Raw genomic sequence first — 18752 nt, forward strand, 5'->3', positions numbered from 1 at the left:
TCGAGATCAGCGTGATTCTTCGGAAACAACTTCACGTTCGGCGCCTTGCTCAGCGTCGGCGTGATCTGTGTCGGTCTGCTCGGGGCGGGCGCCGTCGGAGCCGCGCAGGTTCAGCGGCCGCGCCAACTGTGTCGGGGCCACACGGCCACGGAGTTCGACGATCTCGCCGACGTCCCAGCACAGCGCTTCGGCGTCCAGAGCTCCGCTGACCGCGATCGCCGAGGCCAGGACGTGGCCCTCCTCCAGCTTGGCCAGCTCGGTCAGCCGCGCCGCTTCGTTGACCGGGTCACCGATCACGGTGTATTCGAAGCGGGCCTGGGCGCCGATGTGCCCGGCGATCGCCCGGCCGGCCGACACCCCGATACCGAATTCTGTCTGGCCCAGCACCTCGATCAGCTCGTCGTGCAGTTCGCGGGAGGCGGCGAGCGCGCCGCCGCACGCGTCGGGATGTTCGATCGGCGCGCCGAAGATGGCCAGCGCCGCATCGCCCTGGAACTTGTTGACGAACCCGCCGTGCCGGTTGACGGTGTCGACCACCACGCGGAAGAAGTCGTTGAGCAGGTTGACGACGTCGGCGGCGGGGATGGTCGACGCCAGCTGTGTGGATCCGACCAGGTCGACGAACAGCACCGCGACGTCGCGTTCCTGACCACCGAGTTCGGTGCCGCGTTCCAGTGCGCGCCGGGCCACGTCCTCGCCGACGTAGCGGCCGAACAGGTCGCGCAAGCGTTGCCGTTCGGCCAGGTCGCGCACCATGTCGTTGAAGCCCGCCTGCAGCAACCCCAGCTCGCTGGCGTCGTAGATCTGCATGTGGGCGTTGTAGTTACCGCGCTGCACCTCGCCGAGCGCCCAGCGCAACTGGCGCAGCGGGTCGGCGATCGACATCGCCACCAGCACGGTGCCTGCCAGGCCGACCACCAGTGCGGAGATCGACAGGATCAGGATCGGGGTGGTCAGCCGGTCGGCGGGAGCGGTCAGGATCTCGAACTTGCTTGCCACCACGGCCAGCACGATCGCGATGATCGGGACCGCGGTGGACAGCACCCACGTCATCACCTGACGCGCGATCACCCCGGGCGCGCGGAAGTTCTCGGGCACACCGCCGCGCAGGGCCGCCACCGCGACGGGCCGCAGCACCCGTTCGGACTGCAGGTAGCCGATGATCGCGGTCGCGGTGGCGCCCAGCCCCGTCGCGACGGCCACCACCGGCGCCGACTTACTGGCCACCGGCCAGCTGGCGACGATGAACACCACTGAGCCGAGGAACCAGTTCGCGACGTTGATCACCGACCGGTAGAACGGCATCTTCAACGCGCGGGTCCGCGCGACCTCGGTGTCGGCCGGGTCGCGGTCGCCGAGCAGCATGTCGCGGCGCTGCCAGCGCATGACCGGGATCAGCAGCCGCAGGCTCCAGTACGCGGCGACGGTGAAGGACACGAACAGGAAGCCGAGGAAGACCGCCAGGTTGAAGGCGGGCAGGTCCTGTAGCTGGATGCGGTCCTCGGGCGGCAGACCGAATCTCAGGAAGCTCAGGACCAACAGGGCGCCGATGATGTCGGCCTGGACCATGCCCAGCGTGAACACCGGCCACGGGGTGCGCGCGGCCCACCGGACGAATGCGCTGATCCGCCCGATCGGTCGATCTTCCATGGCCACGCGTCAACCGTATCGGGCCTCGGCGACGGGTACGGGTGCTGTGAGACGGACGTGTCGGTTCGCAGCACTACTGTTATCTCCGATGGGCGGTGTCTTCTCGCGTCTTGTGGGTCAACAGGCTGTTGAGGCCGAGTTGGTGGCTGCGGCACGCGCCGCACGTGGTGAGTCGGCTCACAGCGGGGCGGCAATCGGATCCATGACACATGCGTGGCTGATCACGGGCCCTCCCGGCTCGGGCCGGTCGGTGGCGGCGCTGTGCTTTGCCGCGGCGCTGCAGTGCACCTCCGACGGTGTGCCCGGGTGCGGCGAGTGCCGGGCCTGCACGACGACGATGGCCGGCACCCACGCAGATGTGCGGAGGATCATTCCCGAGGGGCTGTCGATCGGTGTCGACGACATGCGCGCGATCGTGCAGATCGCCTCGCGGCGGCCGGGCACCGGGCGCTGGCAGATCGTGCTGATCGAGGATGCCGACCGGCTGACCGAGGGAGCGGCGAACGCCCTGCTCAAGGTGGTCGAGGAGCCGCCGCCGTCGACGGTTTTCCTGCTGTGCGCGCCGTCGGTGGATCCCGAGGACATCGCGATCACGCTGCGCTCGCGCTGCAGGCACGTCGCGCTGGTCACCCCCACCGTGGACGCGATTGCGGGTGTGCTGATGGACAGCGACGGGCTTCCGGAGGCCGAGGCGCGGTGGGCGGCTTCGGTCAGCGGCGGCCATGTCGGGCGGGCCCGTCGGCTGGCCACCGACGAGTCGGCGCGGGAACGTCGGAAGCGGGCGCTGGGTCTGGCGCGCGACGCGGCGACGCCGTCCCGCGCCTATGCCGCGGCCGAGGAGTTGGTCAAGACGGCTGAGGACGAGGCCCTGGCGCTGACGGTGGACCGCAACGAGGCCGAGACCGAGGAACTGCGCACCGCGCTCGGTGCGGGTGGCACCGGAAAGGGGACGGCCGGTTCGCTGCGCGGAGCGGCAGGTGCCCTGAGTGCCCTTGAGCGACGGCAGAAGTCACGCAAGACGCGTGCCTCGCGTGATTCTCTGGACCGCGCGCTGATCGATCTGGCGACGTACTTCCGCGACGCGCTGCTGGTGGCCTCGGACGCCGGCGACGTTGCGCACAACCACCCCGATATGGCCGAGGAAATCGTCAGGCTGGCCGCGCATGCGCCGCCGGACAAACTGCTGCGCTGCATCGAAGCAGTCCTGGAGTGCCGCGAGGCGTTGGCCGTCAACGTCAAACCGAAGTTCGCGGTCGACGCGATGGTGGCCACGGTCGGACGGGCGCTGCGCGACTGAGTTGGGTCGGCGGCGGACCCTGCCGTAGACTCGTCCCGCCTGCCGGTGTCTTCAGCTCTTCGCGCAAGCGCTCATCGCGGGCACGCCACCTTAGCTCAGTCGGCAGAGCGGCTCACTCGTAATGAGCAGGTCAGGAGTTCGATTCTCCTAGGTGGCTCCACTTCGGTCCTCGGGTCAGGAAGTCAGAGACCAAGGGCACGACCTCGTCGAGGTGCGTTTCCAGCAGCCAGTGCCCGCCGCCGAGCAGGTGCAGGGGCGCGTCGGGCAGGTCGCGGTGGTAAGCCCGCGCCGACTCCTCGGGCATGTAGCCGTCATGCGGCCCCCAGACGATCAGTGTCGGCGGCCGATGCGTGCGCAGATAGGCCTGCTCCTGCGCGAACCAGTCGAGTGTCGAGGGTTGGTCCTCGAGCAGGTGGATGAGGTTGGCCAGCCGGTCCGGCGTGTTCATCAGCGACCAGTGCAGTGTCCACAGGTCGGGGCTGATGCGGTCGGACACCTCGGCCGGGAGCTCGCCGCGGAACTCGCTTTCGAACCCTGCGAGCGTCACATGCTCGGCGATGCGACGCCGCGACGCGGGCCCGGGGTTATCCCAAAGCTCGCGCAGGAACCCGTATTTCGGCCCGAACGCGTCGGCGTAGATGTCACCGTTCTGGATGACCAGGCCCGCGACGCGCTCGGGTTCGGCCAGGGCGAGGCGGAAACCGAACTGGGAGCCGTAGTCGTGCAACCAGATGACGTAGCGCCGAAGGTCGAGCGCGCCGACGAAGGACCGCAGAAACGCCGCGTAGGCGTCGAAGGTGTAGCCAAAGGCATCCGGTGAAGGTGTTGAGCTGTAACCGAAACCGGGCAGATCAGGGGCGACCAGGCGCCACCGGTCACCCAGTGCGGCCATCAGATTGCGGTAGACGTACGACGAGGCCGGATAGCCGTGGGGGAGCAGCACGACCGGGGCGTCGGGCGGTCCGGCTTGGCGGTAGAAGGTGTCGACGCCGTCGACGGTGACGCGGTGGTGGGTGACCGGTGCGATGCTCACGTCGGCTGCAACACCTCCTTGGCGATCTTCATTGCCGAGTTGGCGGCGGGGAAACCGGCGTAGCCGGTGCAGTGGTAGACGACCTCGGCGATCTCGTCGTCGGTGAGGCCGTTGGTGCGCGCGATCTGGACGTGGATCCGCAGTTCGTCTTCGGCGCGCAGCGCGATCAGGAGGCCCAGCGTCAGCAGGCTGCGGTCGCGACGGCTCAGGCCGTCCCGGGTCCACAGTCGCCCGAAGACGTTGTCCATGGCCAGGGGAAGCATCTCGCCGCCGAAGGAGTCGGTGGGCAGTTCGACGTCCCCGTCGGGAAGGACGCCGGGAAGCAGTTCGCGGAAAACCTTCAGGCCTTGGTCACGGATGTCGGTCACCCCGACAGCCTGACACGCCGGCCGCTATTTCGGTGCCACGAATCCGACGGGACCCGACGCGATGCACACCGACAACGCGGCGGTATTCGCGCGCACGTCGATCGCGCCGCCCGCACCGGGTAGCCGGACGAACACCTGGTTCAGGCCCGGTCGCACCGGCACCTTGACCTCGCGCCCCTCCGACAGCGACATCGTCATCGAGCCGTCGCTGTTGGCCAGATAGTTGATCTCGGCCGTCCAGTCGGCAGGTAGCAGCGGGCCGTCCAGCGGCATCCGGACCGGAACTTCGGGCTGCACCAGGTAACCGCAGTCCGGGTGCGGTCCAGGCGCGATGGCGCGCACCCAGGTGACCTTCGCGTCGACCACGCGGCCCTTGTGATCGAGCATGCGCAATTCGTCTGTGGCCGCGGAGAATTCGGGACGTTCACGCACCAGCGCGAACATGTGGCTGGCCCGGTTCTCGGGCCCGACGACCCGTTGCAGGACCATCGGGTCGACCTCCTGGTCGAGCATCGGCGCGTCCGACATCCGGCTCGCGTCGGCCAGGCCCGACAACGCGTTACGCAGATAGCCTTGTGCCGGATTGTCGCGCCACGTCGTCAAGAACGTCGCCGTCGAGTACACGCTGCTGGCCACGAACAGCGCTGTAAGCGAACAGATCACCACCGTTCGGGGCCGCGACGCGTCCAGCCACCGCGACCCCGCCCGGTTCGGGGCGCATAGCCCGACCGCCGCCAAGAGCGCCAGCACGATGACGAGGTCGGGCAGATAGCGCAGCGTCTGCGCCAATTCCAGGGCGGTGAACTGCGATGACCGCATGAGGTAGATCGGGATCTGGCAGGCCATCGCGTATCCCGCGGCCACCAACCACACCGCGGTGATCCGGCGCTTACGCAGCAGCGTCACCGCGACCACGGCGGCCAGGGCCACCCAGCCCAACACCATCACCGTCGCGGGTGGGGTCGCCCACGGCGAGGCCGGCGCCCACCGTTGCCAGTCCCACGGGCCGCCGACCAGCCCAGGCACGATCCCGTGCGTCACCGACCGCGCGAGCAGGTCCCACGTCATCGCCAGGTCGAAACTCCACCGCTTCTGGTCGACCACGACCAGGTACACGCCGACCCATCCCGCCGTGACCGCCAGCGACGGCACCCACAGGCGGATTCCTCTACGCCACATCGCTTTCAGTGGTCCGGTGCCGGTCACGTAGCACAAAAGAGCGGTCACCGCGAACGCGACGAACGGTATCACCGCCGCCTTCTCGAAGAACAGCAGACCGCCGATGTAGACCAAGAGAGCCGTCACCGCGTATCGCTTCTGACCGGTGCGCACCAATAGGATCGCGTCACCGCAGACCCACGCCATCGCCGCCAGCATCGGCAACGAGTTCAGTGCCGCCGCCCACCAGGAGAACCCGGGCACCGTCAGCGGTGTGAACAGCGCGAATATCAACGGCAGCAACAGGACTGGTCGCCACCCGAGGATGATGTTCAACGTCCGCAGTAATGCCAGCGACACCAGCAACTGCAAGACGAGCAGGCTGATCGCCGGGCCGATCCAGTTCAGCGGTGCCAATAAGGTGATGCCACCGGCGACGAGGAACGCGGCGGGCATGACGTGACCGTCGTGGTCGTCGAACAGGTACGCCGGCGAGAGCAGCGGTTGGGTACCCGCGCGGCCGATCAAAATCAGGTCGTCCCAGTAGAAGTAACCGCCGAACGCCAGCACCGCCCGGATCGCCAACTGCACGACGATCAGGACGATGGCGGCGCGCGCGACCCAGTTGCCCAGCGCGAAGTTACCGCGGATAGGCATCCCCTGCTTGCCGGCGAGCGATCCACGCCGAGCGCACCATCTCCTCTAGCGAATGCCGCATCCGCCAGTCGAGGTCGCGCGCGGCCAAGTCGCCCGATGCGACGATGCGGGCGGGGTCACCGGGCCGGCGCGGACCGACCACCGGCTCGAACTCGAATCCGGTCACATCGCGGATCGTGGTCATGGTCTCTCGCACCGAGGTGCCGCTACCGCTGCCGAGGTTATAGACGGGCTCGATTGCTTCGCCGGCTTCCAGCCGCCTCGCCGCGGCGACATGCGCCAGCGCGAGGTCCGACACGTGGACGTAGTCCCGCACACAGGTGCCGTCGGCAGTGGGGTAGTCGGCGCCGTTGATCCGCGGTGTCTCGTCGCGGCACAACATGTCGAACACCAGCGGGAAAAGGTTGTGCGGGCTGACGTCGAACAGATCCGCCGAACCCGATCCCACGACATTGAAGTAGCGCAGGCTGGTGTGCCGTAACCCGGACGCGCGTGCGGCGTCGCGAATCATCCACTCGCCCACCAGTTTACTGACGCCGTACGGGGATTCCGGCGAAGTGGGCGTCTGCTCTGTGACGGTGTCGACATCCGGGGTGCCGTACGTGGCGGCGCTGGAGGAGAACACCATCTTGTCGGTGCCTGCGGCCTCCATCGCCTTGAGCAGCGTGACCATCGCCGAGACGTTCTGCTCGTAGGTGTGAAGCGGGCGTTGCACCGAGACACCGGCGTACTTGAACCCTGCTATGTGGATGACGCCGCTGACGCGATGCTTGTCGAGCGTGCGTGCGACGAGGTCACCGTCGAGCAGGGTGCCGCGCACGAAGGGAACCGTCGGCGGAACGAATCGCTTCAGGCCGGTCGACAGATCGTCGAGCACCACCACCGGCATGTCGGCGTCCGACAGGGTACGCACCACATGGGAACCGATGTATCCGGCGCCGCCGGTCACCAGCCAAGTCATTCGCTCTTCCTCACCGTAGAACGGGGCCAGCATACGGATGGGCGACCTGGACTCCGAACCGGTGTCATGCCGCACGCCTGCGAGACAGCGCGAACAGGTGCACGGCGATACCGACCACCGGACCGCACACCAACGCGACCACCGTGCGCGTCTGTAGATCCAGCGGTAACAGCAGCAACAGCGTCGACGCGACGGTCGCCGAGACCCAGCCCAGTGAGTATGCGCGGTGCAGTGCGGCCGCCACCGCCGCAGCACCGGTGAGCGTGAGCAGCGAAACGGCGATCGCACCGCCCGTCAACCAGGCCAGCAGTGCACCGTCGGCGCGGTATTCGGCACCGAATGCGCTGCGTAACAGCCACGGTCCGGCCGCCCAAGCCACCAGCACACCGAGCAGGCCCACACCGGTGACGATCACCGTGGGCGCGACGAGAGCGCGCAACCGGTGCGTGCGCTGGTCGACGAAGTGGGCAACCAGGTTGCCCTGCATCGCCGTGAGCGGAACCAGGAGTGGGGCCCGCGTCAGCGTGACGGCCAGGATCACGATGCCGCCGACCGCGCCCAGGTCGTCGGAGGTCGCCTGCAACAGCACCGGAAAGCCCATGACCAGGATCGCGCTCGCGCCCGCCGCGGTGATCGAATGCGACGCGCCCCGTAGGAAATCCGCGGTGCCGACGGGGGTCGACAGACCCGCGGCGCGCCGGGTGGCGGACGAGACGATCAGCATGATCAGCCACGCCACCGAACCGGCCACGGTGGCCCACAGATAGCCGGCCAGGCCCCAGCCGACCAGGAAGGTCGCGACGGCCACGAGTAGCCGCAGGCTTGCGTCGGTCACCATCTGCGATCCGTACGCCGTCCACCGGTCCAGTCCGGCCGAGATGCCGAGAAGTGTGGAGTGCAGGCAGAACCCGGCGAGTCCGACAGACAGCAGCGTCACCGAAAGCCATCGGGACTCGACGAACACGTACTCGGACCACAGCGGTGAACTGAGCGCGATCGCAGCGGCCGACACGACGCCCACGAGAGCGCCCACCCACATCGGACGGCTGCGCGGGCCCTCGGTCACCTCGACGTGCGCTGCGGACCGGACCTCCCGGGTGGCCTCCTGCAGCAGCCCGCCCGTCGCCCCCGAGACCAGGCCGAACGCTCCCCAGAACACCGCGAACAACGAGAATCCGGCGGGCTCGAGGTCGCGGGCGGCCAGGTAGAGCACCGCATAACCGCACACCGCGATTGCGGCGGTGGCCACACCGACCCGGCCGACGCTGCCGCGCGCGGCGGGACCGGCCGGTGCCGGGCTGCTCGCGGTGACCGGATCGAAGGGCGCGCCCGCGTCGGTCACGGCGTGTCCAGGTCGGGTAACTGCGGGGAGTAAAGCCAGGCATCCCACAGCCATCGCAGCGACTCGTCGGCGTAATGCAATGCCAGCCCGGTGAAATCGTCGGTCACCACCGTGCTGTGCCGGTAGCGCGCAGTCCAGTCCCGCAGCAGCGCGAAGAAGTTGTCGTCGCCCAGGTGCCGCCGCAGCACGTGCAACGTCATCGCCCCGCGCTTGTACACCCGGTCGTCGAACATGTCGCGCGGGCCCGGGTCGGCCAGAAGCAGGTCGCGCGGCGAGTTGGCGAGCCGCTGATAATAGTGTCGCGCCCACTCATCGGCGCTGCGGCCGCCCGAGTTCTCCGACCACAACCACTCGGCGTAACAGGCGAACCCCTCGTGCAGCCAGATGTGGCGCCACCGCTTGGCTGTCACGGAGTTGCCGAACCACTGGTGTGCGAGTTCGTGCGCGATCAACCGCTCAGCCCGCCCCTTGCCGTCGCAGTGGTTGGCGCCGAAGATCGAAATTCCCTGTGCCTCAAGCGGTATCTCGAGGTCGTCGTCGGTGATCACGACGGTGTAGCCCTCGCTGAGCGGATAGTCGCCGAACAACGTGACGAACAGTTTCATCATCTGCGGTTGCGCGGCGAAGTCGTGTTCGAAGTTATCGCGCAGCCGGTCCGGAAGCGCCGCGTGGATCGGGACCCCGTTGTCGGCCAGCCGCCGGCGTTCGTACATGCCGATCTGCAGCGTGACCAGATAGGTCGAGGTGGGCTCGGGCAAGTCGTATGTCCACGTGGTCATCCCGGCCCGTGCGCGTCGGGACACCAACTCGCCGTTCGCGATCACCCGGTATGGGCTTTCGGCGGCGATCTGCAGACGGAAGCTGGCCTTTGCGCTCGGGTGGTCGTCGCACGGAAACCACGACTGCGCACCGTTCGGCTGGCCGGCGACCAGGGCGCCGTCGCTGAGTTCTTCGAAACCGACATCGCCCCACAGTGAACGGATCGGCCTGGGGGCGCCACCGTAGCGCACGACGATCGTCATCGCCGCGCCCGGAGCCAGCACATCGCGCAACGCGATGTGTAGCTTGCCCGAAGTGGTGCGGAACTGTTGGGGCCGTGCGCCGTTGACGGTCACCTTCGTCACCGACAGCGTGTCGGCGAGGTCGAGGGTGAAGGTGCGGAGCGAAGCGAGAGTCACCGCGGTGATCGTCGCGGTGCCCGTGAGCCGATTGATGGCGACCTTGTACTCGATGTCGAGTTCGTAGCGTGACACCCGGTAACCGAAGTTGCCGCTGGTGGGCAGGTACGGGTCGATGACCGGTGTCGACTTCTTCTTACCTCTCGTCACGCGGCGGTTTCTTCGGTCGATGGTGTCGACGTGCCCGCGCGCTTCTTGCGCGGCGCCTGCCACGGCGCGATCGGATTGCCCTGCCAGCGGGTCGACGGGGGTACCTCGTCGCCGCGCACGACCAGTGACGCCGGGCCGACCGTCGCACCGGCGCCGATGCGTGCGGCGGGCAGCGCGACGCTGTGCGCACCCAGTGTCGAACCCTGCTCCAGCACAACGGTGTCCATTCGCATGATCCTGTCGTGGAACAGATGCGTCTGCACCACGCAGCCGCGGTTGACGGTGGCACCTTCCTCGAGGGTCACCAGGTCGGCCTCGGGTAACCAGTACGTCTCGCACCAGACGCCGCGCCCGATCCCGGCGCCCAGCGCCCGCAACCACAGGTTCATCACCGGTGTCCCGCTGGCCGCGCGGGCGAACCACGGGGCCGCGACGGTCTCGACGAAGGTGTCGTAGACCTCGTTGCGCCAGACGAACGGAGACCAGAGCGGGTGTTCGCCGGCCTCGATGCGGCCGACCACAAGCCATTTCGCGATCACCGCGGCTGCTCCGGCAACGCCTCCGGCGACCAACAGCACCGCGCCGGCACTCAACGCGGCCCACCCCCAGCCGGCTTCCACGGCCAACCATTGCAGGGTGAGCAGCACCGCCACCCCGATTGCATACGTGACGATCAGCGGGACGATCCGGCAGGTCTCGACCAGACCCCGCAGCAGCTTCAGCCGCGCCGAGGGATGGAAGGTGCGCAGCGCGTCGGCCGCGGTCGGCTTGCGGCGCAACCGGACCGGTGGACTGCCCAGCCAGGAGGAACCGGCCTTGGCTTTGGGCGGGGCGGCCGACAATACCGCCACCAAGCCGTCGTCGGGTACTTTACGACCCGGTTGGGTGATGCCGGAGTTACCGAGGAACGCCCTCTTGCCGATCGTCGCCTTCGCGACATGGATCCAGCCGCCACCCAACTCGTAGGACGCCACCATGGTGTCGTCGGCGAGGAAGGCGCCGTCCTCGATGACGGTGAACTTGGGTGTGAACAGTGCGGTCGAAATCTCGGTTCCGCGACCGACTTTGGCGCCGAGCACCCGGAACCACACCGGGGTGAGCAGGCTCGCGTAGATCGGAAACAGGTAGGTGCGCGCGGCATCCATCAGCCGTTCGGTGGTCCAGATCTGCCACCCCGTGCGGCTGCGCACCGGGTGATACCCCTCGCGCAGCCCCAACGAGAGCAGCCGGACTCCGGCCACCGTCAGCGCCGCGTATATGAGTGCGGCGGCCAGTGTCGCGGCCGGAGTCCACAGCGCCGCGGGGGCGATCGCGTCCACCACCGAATTCGTCTCGCGCACACCGTATCCGATCACGGCCAGCCCGGTCGCGATCGCCAGCAACGGCAGTCCTGCGAGCACGATCGAGGAGACGCCGTAGACCGCCACCCACCCCGGCGCCCGCGGCGGGCGGTGTTCGGGCCAGGGGTGACGGGCCTTGCCGGACTTCACCGCGGCCGAACCCTTCCAGTACTGGCCGTTCTTCACCTTGCCGACGACGCCGGAACCGGGGGCCACATCGGCGTTCTTGCCGACGACGGCACCGGGCAGCAGTGTCGTGCGTGCGCCGATCGTCGCGTCGTTGCCGACAGTGATCGGCCCGACGTGGAAGAGGTCGCCGTCGACCCAGTGGCCGGACAGGTCGACTTCGGGTTCGACCGAACTTCGGTGCCCGAGCTTGAGCATGCCGGTCACCGGGGGTGTGGAGTGCAGATCCACGCCCTTGCCGACCTTGTTGCCCAGTGCGCGGGCGTAGTACACCAACCATGGTGCGCCCGCGAGGTTTTCGGCACCGCTGGCCTCGGCGAGCCGCTCGGCGAGCCATACCCGCAGGTGCTCGGACCCGCCTCGGAAGTAGGTGCCCGGCGCCAGCCCGTCGAGGAGAAGGCGGGCGCACACCGCCGCGATGCCCATCCGGCCCAGCGGGGTGACGAACAGGACGAAACCCACGCCGACCCACCACCAGTTCAGCGGTGCGGTCCAGGGAACGAACCCGGCCAGGACGTTGTTGGCCAATGCCAGCCACACCACCCACTGCAGTCCGGTCAGCGTGGCCAGCGGCAGCGACAACGCCACCTGCACGGCCTGCGTCATGCGCGACGTCGGCTTCACCGTGCGCGGATGCACCTGCGGCGGCGGATCGAGCTCGTCGAGGAAACCCGCGAGCGACCCGAGCCGCGGGTGGTCGTACAGGTCGGCAACCGTGACCTGCGGGTGGCGCCGACGCAGAGCGGCGACCAGTTGCGCTGCCGACAGCGAGCCGCCACCGAGCGCGAAGAAGTCGGCTTCGGGACCGTCGACCGGCGCGGCCAGCACGTCGCGCCACAGCCCGGCGAGCCAGCCCATCGTCCCCGTCAGCCCGGCGCCGTCGTCGTCGCCGACGTCGACCGGCCACGGCAGCGCGTCGCGGTCGACCTTGCCCGAGATGCGGGTCGGGAGTTCGTCGACCAGGACCAGCCGGGGGACCAGCGCCGCGGGCAACGTCTCGGCCAGCGACACCCGCGCCTTGGCCAGGTCGAACGTGGGATCTGCGCTGGCGATGTAGCCGACCAACAGCGGTGTGCCACCGGTCGTGCGGCGGACGGCGGCCGCGCCGCCGCTCACCCCGGGCAGGTTGACGAGCGCGGTGTCGACCTCGCCGAGCTCGATGCGCCGCCCGCCGACCTTGACCTGGTCGTCGGCGCGGCCCACGAAGTAGAGCCCGTCGGATTCCAGCCGCACCAGGTCCCCGCTGCGGTATGCACGCTTCCACCCGAGCGTCGGCATCGCCGCGTACTTCTCCGCGTCCTTCTCCGGGTCGAGGTAGCGCGCCAGCCCCACGCCGCCGATGACCAGCTCGCCGACGGCGCCGTACGGCACCGGCTCACCTTCGGAGTCGACCACGGCCAGGTCCCACCCGGGCAGCGGCAACCCGATGGCCACCGGGCCACCTCCCGACAACCGGGCGGCGCACGCCACCACGGTCGCCTCCGTCGGCCCGTAGGTGTTCCACACCTCCCGGCCCTCGACAGCGAGCCGGTCGGCCAACTCGGGTGAGCAGGCTTCGCCGCCGAAGATCAGCAGCCGCACCGCCTCGAGCGCCTCGGCGGGCCACAACGCGGCCAGCGTCGGCACCGTCGACACCACCGTGATGTCGCGCGCCACCAGCCACGGCCCGAGGTCCATACCGCTGCGCACCATTGACCGCGGTGCGGGCACCAGGCAGGCGCCGTGGCGCCACGCCAGCCACATCTCCTCGCACGACGCGTCGAAGGCCACCGACAAACCGGCCAGCACCCGGTCGCCCGGTCCGATCGGATTGTCCTGAACGAACAACCGTGCCTCCGCGTCGACGAACGCGGCCGCGCTGCGGTGGGTGACCGCCACGCCCTTCGGTGTGCCGGTGGAGCCGGACGTGAAAATGATCCACGCATCGTCGCGGCCCAGAGGCGCCGCTGCCCGCCAGCCCCGCGAAGACCCCGGCCAGCGCGACAGGCCGGCTTCGGTGATGACGGCCACCACGTTGGCCTCGGTGAACACCAGCTCCGCCCGTTCTTCGGGGTCGTCGGCGTCCACGGGTACATAGGCGGCGCCGGTGGCCAGCACGGCGAGGATCGCGACGTAGAGCGCGTAGCTGCCCGACGGCATGCGGATGCCGATCCGGTCGCCGCGGCCGATGCCCCGCGCGGCGAGCCAAGCGACGCTGTCCTCGATGTCGGTGATCAGTTCGGCGTACGTGAGCTGGACGTCGCCGTCGTCGATCGCGGGCGCCTCCGGGTAGCGCTTCGCGGTCTCATAGAGGATGTCGATGAGCGTGCGCGGCTCCGGCGCGAGCGGGGACAACAGATATTGAGGTGGGATCTCCTGCCGCAACTCCCCGGTCACGGCTACAAAGCTACTCAGCCCACCCCCGGTGACGCCCGAGCCGCACGCGGCGTCGCGATCACGATTGCGATACTGGCCGCCGGGCACCGAAAAGGGCCGCGGCGGAGGTTTGATTTGCCCCGCTACCGGTCATTCGCCAGTACCTGGCAGAATCGCCTGCGGAGGGGAGTATTCCTTCGCCGCGGTGTCGTCATCACGTCGGCCGTCATCGGACGACCGGTGCTGCGGGCCGACACGTTTGATCGTGGCGGTGGAAGAGACCTCCGGCGTTTTGACGACCGGAGGTTAAGTGAACGTTTCCACCCTCGAATGGATCATCACGCTGAGCGTGACGATGGCCATCCTGCTGTTCGACGTCATCGTGATCGGCCGCCGGCCGCACGAACCGTCGAAGCGGGAGACCGGGACCGCGCTGACGATCTACGTCAGCCTGGCGATCGCCTTCGGGATCTGGACCTGGTTCTTCCACGGCAGCCAGTACGGCGTCGAGTTCTTCGCGGGCTGGCTGACCGAGTACAGCTTGTCGGTGGACAACCTGTTCGTCTTCCTGATCATCATGGCCAGCTTCAATGTGCCCAGGAAGTACCAGCAGCAGGCGCTTCTCGTCGGCATCATCCTGGCGCTGATCTTCCGAGGCATTTTCATCGCGCTCGGCGCCGTGGCCATCAACCAGTTCTCGTGGGTCTTCTACATCTTCGCCGCGTTCCTCATCTACACGGCGATCAAACTCGCCCGCGACACCGACCACGAGGACGACGGCGACAACGTCGTGGTCAGGTTCGCCCGCAACCACCTGAGCATGACCGACACGTGGGACGGCCTGAAGCTGTGGGTGAAGGAGAACGGCAAGCGGTTGATGACGCCGATGTTCCTCGTCATCGTGGCGCTGGGCACCACGGACCTGATCTTCGCGCTCGACTCGATCCCCGCCATCTACGGGCTCACCCAGGAGCCGTACCTGGTCTTCACCGCCAACGTCTTCGCGTTGATGGGCCTGCGGCAGCTCTACTTCCTGCTGGGCGACCTGCTCAAACGGCTGGTGTACCTGTCGCAGGGCCTGGCCTTCATCCTGGGGTTCATCGGCGTGAAGCTGCTTCTGCACGCGCTGCACGAGAACGAGGTGCCGTTCATCAACGGCGGTGAGCACGTCCCGGTGCCCGAGATCCCGACCCTGCTGTCGCTGGGCGTGATCATCGTGACGTTGCTCATCACCACCGCGGCGAGCCTCTACAAGACCCGGGTGCACGATGTGAAGAACGCGGCCAACGACAACTCCAAATTGGATTCGCGCTGAGCGCAAGGCTCGGCCCGCCGCGGGCCGTCTTCTAGCCTTGCCGGGTGCGCCTCTTCGTGACCGATACCTCGGGCAGCTGGGATGAACTGACCGACGGTGGCCAACCGCCCGTCCGCGTCGCGGCCACGGACCTGCAACATGCGCGGCGGGTCCGCGCGCGGGTGCGGGTCGACGGCGACGTCGCAGTCATCCTCGACGTCACGGTCGCCGTCGCGGCCGACTTCCGGTCCGCGCGCGACGCCCTGGAACCGGCCGACGGCGTGCGCTACGCGGGCACCGTCGACGGTCTGGCCGGCCTGATCGCCGACATCGAATCGGCCGACGTCGCCGACGGCGTCACGCTCGTACCCGTGTCGCCGCGTGACGACGTGCACGCGCTGGGCCACGCAGTGCTGCGAAGCCTCGAATTACGCGGTCAAGCGAAGGCGTCGTAGGCCGGCGCTCAGCGGTGCCTGGCCGCCTCCTGTGCGAGCTGCACCCGAGAGGTCAGTCCGAGCTTGGTGTACACGTGGGTGAGGTGGGCCTGCACGGTCCGTGGTGAGACGAACAACCGCGCGGCGACCTCCTTGTTGCCCAGGCCCTCGCTGACCAGCTTGACGACGTCGAGTTCGGCCCGGGTCAACGACTCCCACCCGCTTCCGGCGCGCTTACGCTCACCGCGACCACGTTGCGCATAGGCGAGCGCTTCGTCGACGGACAGTGCCGCGCCTTCGGCCCGCGCGGTATCAAACCCCTGCTCGCCCAACGCTTCCCGAAGCATATCCGCCGCCTGTCCGACAACGGAGTCGAGGACCTTGAAGCGCACGACGCCCATGTGATCGAACGCGGCGTCCGCAGCGCCGAGCAACCGCGCGCCCGCAAGATGGTTGCCGCTCATGGCTGCGACGGAGGCGAGGCCCTCCAGTGCGAAGGGCACAACGAGGTGGCAGCCGAGGCGGACGGCCAGGTCGAGCGCGTCGTCGACGTCGCGCTCCGCCGCCCCGAGTTCACCTGCGGCGACCTTCACGTATGCCCGGGCAACCAACGCAAGCGATCGGCCAACGCCCGTCGTCTGCGTGACCACCTCATCGGCACAACGACGCGCAGCATCGAGGTCACCGCACGCAACCGGGCCCAGCGGTGTCCAGGCATAGGTGGAGGCGACTCGGGTATCGACGCCTGTGAGGGCACGGGCCATTTCGCGCGCCTGCCACGCCGCTGGCGCGTCGCCGGCGGCGAGGTGGACGTGAGCAAACGCGGTGTAGACCGCACCCTTGTAGTAGTCGAAGAGCTCGGAAGCATGACGGAGGGCCTGCTGCGCGGTCATCAGGGCGCGGTCCAGCTCGCCTGTGTAAGCCAGGGCGTAGCTCTGCACCACCAACGTGTACATCGAGAACATCGCATCGCGGTTGGCCGAACATTCGTCGACCAGCTCGGTCAACCGCCGGATTGCTCCCCGCACGTCGCCGATCATGAGCTCCCTCCACGCCAGTGCGAAGCGACACTGCCGTGAGACGAAATCGTCGCCGATGTCGGTGGCGATTCGAAGACCCTCCTCGGCGGCGTGCTGCACCACCGCGGCCGAACGGTCACCGATGAAGGCGGCCAGCGCCTCCTGCGCCCGGATCTGGCCCAGAATCCACGAATCACCCAGGTCTTGGGCCAGTTCGGCCGCCTCCGTGAAGTACTGCCGGGCCGATTCGTCGCCGGCGGCGAACATTCCGCAGGCGGTCAAGGCTCGCGCCAGCTGTGCGGGATCGCCGAGCTCTCTGGCCAGTTCGAGGACTTGGTGCACCTCGCGCACATTGTCGTTGGTGGCGAGAAACGCCAGCAGCATAGCCTTGTTCGCAGACGCCCTCACTCGTGACGGCGAAGCGCCGCAGGACTGCACGTCCGCGTCGGCGAGCGCGGTGCTCAGCCAGCTGATCCCCTCCTGGATGCGGCCGCGCGTCAACCACAACGGTTGCAGCGAGGACGCCAAGGTGAGCGCTCGCTCGGCATCGCCGCCCTCTCGACTCCACGCGAAAGCTGCCCGAAGATTGTCGATTTCGGCTTCGGCCCAGTCGACGCGCCGTTCGTGGTCGGTATCGGGCGGCCTGTCGAGAAGCGCGGCCGTCGCACTGTAATGATCGCGGTGCCGTGCGCGTATGACGTCACCCTCGCGTGATTCGTGCAGTTTCTCCTGGGCGTACTGGCGCACGGTCTCCAGCAGCCGGTAGCGGGTGCCCCAACCGGTGTCGTCGGCAACGACGAGAGACTTGTCCACCAGGAGGGTGAGTTGATCGAGCACCTGATAGCGCTCAGCGTCGTCATCGCCGGCGACGGCGTGCGCGGCGTCGAGGTCGAAGCCGCCGAAAAACACTGCCAGCCTTCGGAACAACGTCTGCTCCGGCTCGCTCAGCAACGCGTGCGACCAGTCCACCGATGCGCGCAACGTCTGCTGGCGGCGCACAGAGGTACGCGCTCCACCCGTCAGGAGACGGAACTGGTCGTGCAGGCTGTCGAGGATCTCGTCGGGTGACAGCGCCCGCACCCGGGCCGCGGCGAGTTCGATCGCGAGCGGAAGCCCGTCGAGCCTGCGGCATATCTCGGTGACGGTTCCCGAGTTCTGCGCCGAGATTCGGAAATCGGGTTTGGTTCTGCGGGCGCGGTCGGAAAACAGCTCGAGCGCTTCGTCGGCCAGCGACAGCGAGGGGACCCGCCAGCTCACCTCGCCCGTTACACCGATCGGTTCGCGACTCGTGGTCAGCAACGTCAAGGTCGAAGAGGCACCCAGCAGCGCGATGACCATTTCAGCGGTCGCGTCGAGCAGGTGTTCGCAGTTGTCGAGCACGATCAGCATTCGGCGGTCGCGAACGAACCGCAGCACCACGTCGGTGGTCGGCTGCCCGGGCTGGTCGGGCAGGCCCAATGCGCGCGCGGTCGCCACGGGCACCACGTCGGGATCGGTGATCGGTGCCAGGTCGACGTACCAGACGCCGTCGGCGAAGTCGGTGGCGATTTCGACGGCGACCTGTATCGCGAGCCGGGTCTTGCCCGCCCCGCCCGCACCGGTCAGCGTGACCATGCGGTTGGTCTCGAGCGCCTCACGGATGTCACGGATCTCGGTCTTGCGTCCGATGAAACTCGACAGCTGAACCGGAAGGTTTTCGGCAGCAGGGACATTCGACATGTGCGCCGTGCGCAGCGGTGGGAACTGATTGGGCAGATCGGGGTGGCAGAGTTGTACAACCCGTTCGGGGCGCGGCAGGTCACGCAGCGGGTGACTACCGAGATCGTAGAGCGTGATGTCGGCGGGCAGTTGGTCGACGACGAGCGGTTCGGTCGCACCCGAGAGCACGGTTTGGCCGCCGTGCGCGAGGTCACGCAACCGGGCGGCGCGGTTGATCGTCGGTCCGATGTAGTTGCCCTCATCTCGCAGACGAACGTCGCCAGTGTGGATCCCGATCCGCAGCTTGATCGGCGCCAGCGCTGCCCCCTGCAACGTCAAGGCGCAGGCCACCGCATCGGCGGCGCGGGCGAACGCGACGACGAAGCTGTCGCCTTCGCCCTGCTCGACGGGCCGTACGCCGCCATGAGCGGTGACCGCGTCGCCCAGTGTCCGGTCGAGACGCTCGACGGCAGTCCGCATCGCTTCCGGCTGGGTCTCCCACAGCCGAGTCGACCCTTCGACATCAGCCAGCAGCAGCGTGACCGTTCCAGTAGGAAGCTCGCCCATGCTCACGTCGCTCCAGCTAGTTTCGCTCATGCTAGCCAGCATGCGACCGGGGATATCGCGGAAAC

General features: G+C 68.2%; 12 protein-coding genes and 1 tRNA gene. 4 read left to right on the forward strand and 9 right to left on the reverse strand.

Annotated elements, in window-relative coordinates; translation table 11 throughout:
• Positions 1-6 precede the first annotated feature (6 nt).
• Positions 7-1650, reverse strand: a complete 1644-nt coding sequence (locus tag CEX88_RS09145; RefSeq protein WP_066847081.1) for an adenylate/guanylate cyclase domain-containing protein — start codon at positions 1648-1650, stop codon at positions 7-9.
• Positions 1651-1738: 88 nt separating this feature from the next.
• On the opposite strand from CEX88_RS09145, the gene CEX88_RS09150 reads away from it, so the two are divergent.
• Positions 1739-2947, forward strand: coding sequence for a DNA polymerase III subunit delta' (locus CEX88_RS09150; protein ID WP_094293231.1), 1209 nt, complete (start codon positions 1739-1741; stop codon positions 2945-2947).
• Between the two features lie 84 nt (positions 2948-3031).
• A tRNA-Thr gene (locus CEX88_RS09155) sits at positions 3032-3107 on the forward strand.
• Here CEX88_RS09155 and CEX88_RS09160 read toward each other — a convergent pair.
• From CEX88_RS09160 to CEX88_RS09190, 7 genes are all read right to left on the reverse strand, one after another.
• The gene (locus CEX88_RS09160; RefSeq protein ID WP_238382011.1) at positions 3078-3980 is read right to left on the reverse strand and encodes an alpha/beta fold hydrolase; all 903 of its coding nucleotides are present in this window, start codon (positions 3978-3980) and stop codon (positions 3078-3080) included. The genes CEX88_RS09155 and CEX88_RS09160 overlap by 30 nt on opposite strands.
• The gene (locus CEX88_RS09165) at positions 3977-4348 is read right to left on the reverse strand and encodes a carboxymuconolactone decarboxylase family protein (RefSeq protein WP_094293232.1); all 372 of its coding nucleotides are present in this window, start codon (positions 4346-4348) and stop codon (positions 3977-3979) included. The genes CEX88_RS09160 and CEX88_RS09165 overlap by 4 nt, the downstream gene beginning before the upstream one ends.
• Before the next feature lie 24 nt (positions 4349-4372).
• Entirely contained in the window at positions 4373-6163 is a 1791-nt protein-coding gene (locus CEX88_RS09170) for a hypothetical protein (protein WP_202931422.1), read from the reverse strand.
• Positions 6147-7124 (reverse strand): UDP-glucose 4-epimerase GalE, encoded by a 978-nt coding sequence (galE, locus tag CEX88_RS09175; RefSeq protein WP_066847243.1) that lies wholly within the window; start codon positions 7122-7124, stop codon positions 6147-6149. The genes CEX88_RS09170 and galE overlap by 17 nt, the downstream gene beginning before the upstream one ends.
• 64 nt (positions 7125-7188) lie before the next feature.
• Complete coding sequence (locus CEX88_RS09180) at positions 7189-8520, reverse strand: lipopolysaccharide biosynthesis protein (protein ID WP_369829792.1); 1332 nt, start codon at positions 8518-8520, stop codon at positions 7189-7191.
• Positions 8463-9794 (reverse strand): M1 family metallopeptidase, encoded by a 1332-nt coding sequence (locus tag CEX88_RS09185; protein WP_066847249.1) that lies wholly within the window; start codon positions 9792-9794, stop codon positions 8463-8465. Before CEX88_RS09185 ends, CEX88_RS09180 begins: the two co-directional genes overlap by 58 nt.
• The gene (locus CEX88_RS09190) at positions 9791-13696 is read right to left on the reverse strand and encodes a Pls/PosA family non-ribosomal peptide synthetase (protein WP_094293233.1); all 3906 of its coding nucleotides are present in this window, start codon (positions 13694-13696) and stop codon (positions 9791-9793) included. The genes CEX88_RS09185 and CEX88_RS09190 overlap by 4 nt, the downstream gene beginning before the upstream one ends.
• 289 nt (positions 13697-13985) lie before the next feature.
• On the opposite strand from CEX88_RS09190, the gene CEX88_RS09195 reads away from it, so the two are divergent.
• Together CEX88_RS09195 and CEX88_RS09200 are read left to right on the forward strand one after the other, a co-directional pair.
• Positions 13986-14990: a TerC family protein gene (locus tag CEX88_RS09195; RefSeq protein WP_066847094.1), complete on the forward strand. Its 1005-nt coding sequence runs from the start codon at positions 13986-13988 to the stop codon at positions 14988-14990.
• A gap of 44 nt (positions 14991-15034) precedes the next feature.
• Positions 15035-15424, forward strand: a complete 390-nt coding sequence (locus CEX88_RS09200; protein WP_094293234.1) for a hypothetical protein — start codon at positions 15035-15037, stop codon at positions 15422-15424.
• Positions 15425-15432: 8 nt separating this feature from the next.
• On the opposite strand, the gene CEX88_RS09205 is transcribed toward CEX88_RS09200, so the two are convergent.
• Complete coding sequence (locus tag CEX88_RS09205) at positions 15433-18717, reverse strand: LuxR family transcriptional regulator (protein WP_238382012.1); 3285 nt, start codon at positions 18715-18717, stop codon at positions 15433-15435.
• Between the last annotated feature and the right edge of the window lie 35 nt (positions 18718-18752).

The sequence above is a fragment of the Mycobacterium neumannii genome (genome assembly GCF_002245615.1).
GTDB lineage: Bacteria > Actinomycetota > Actinomycetes > Mycobacteriales > Mycobacteriaceae > Mycobacterium > Mycobacterium neumannii_A.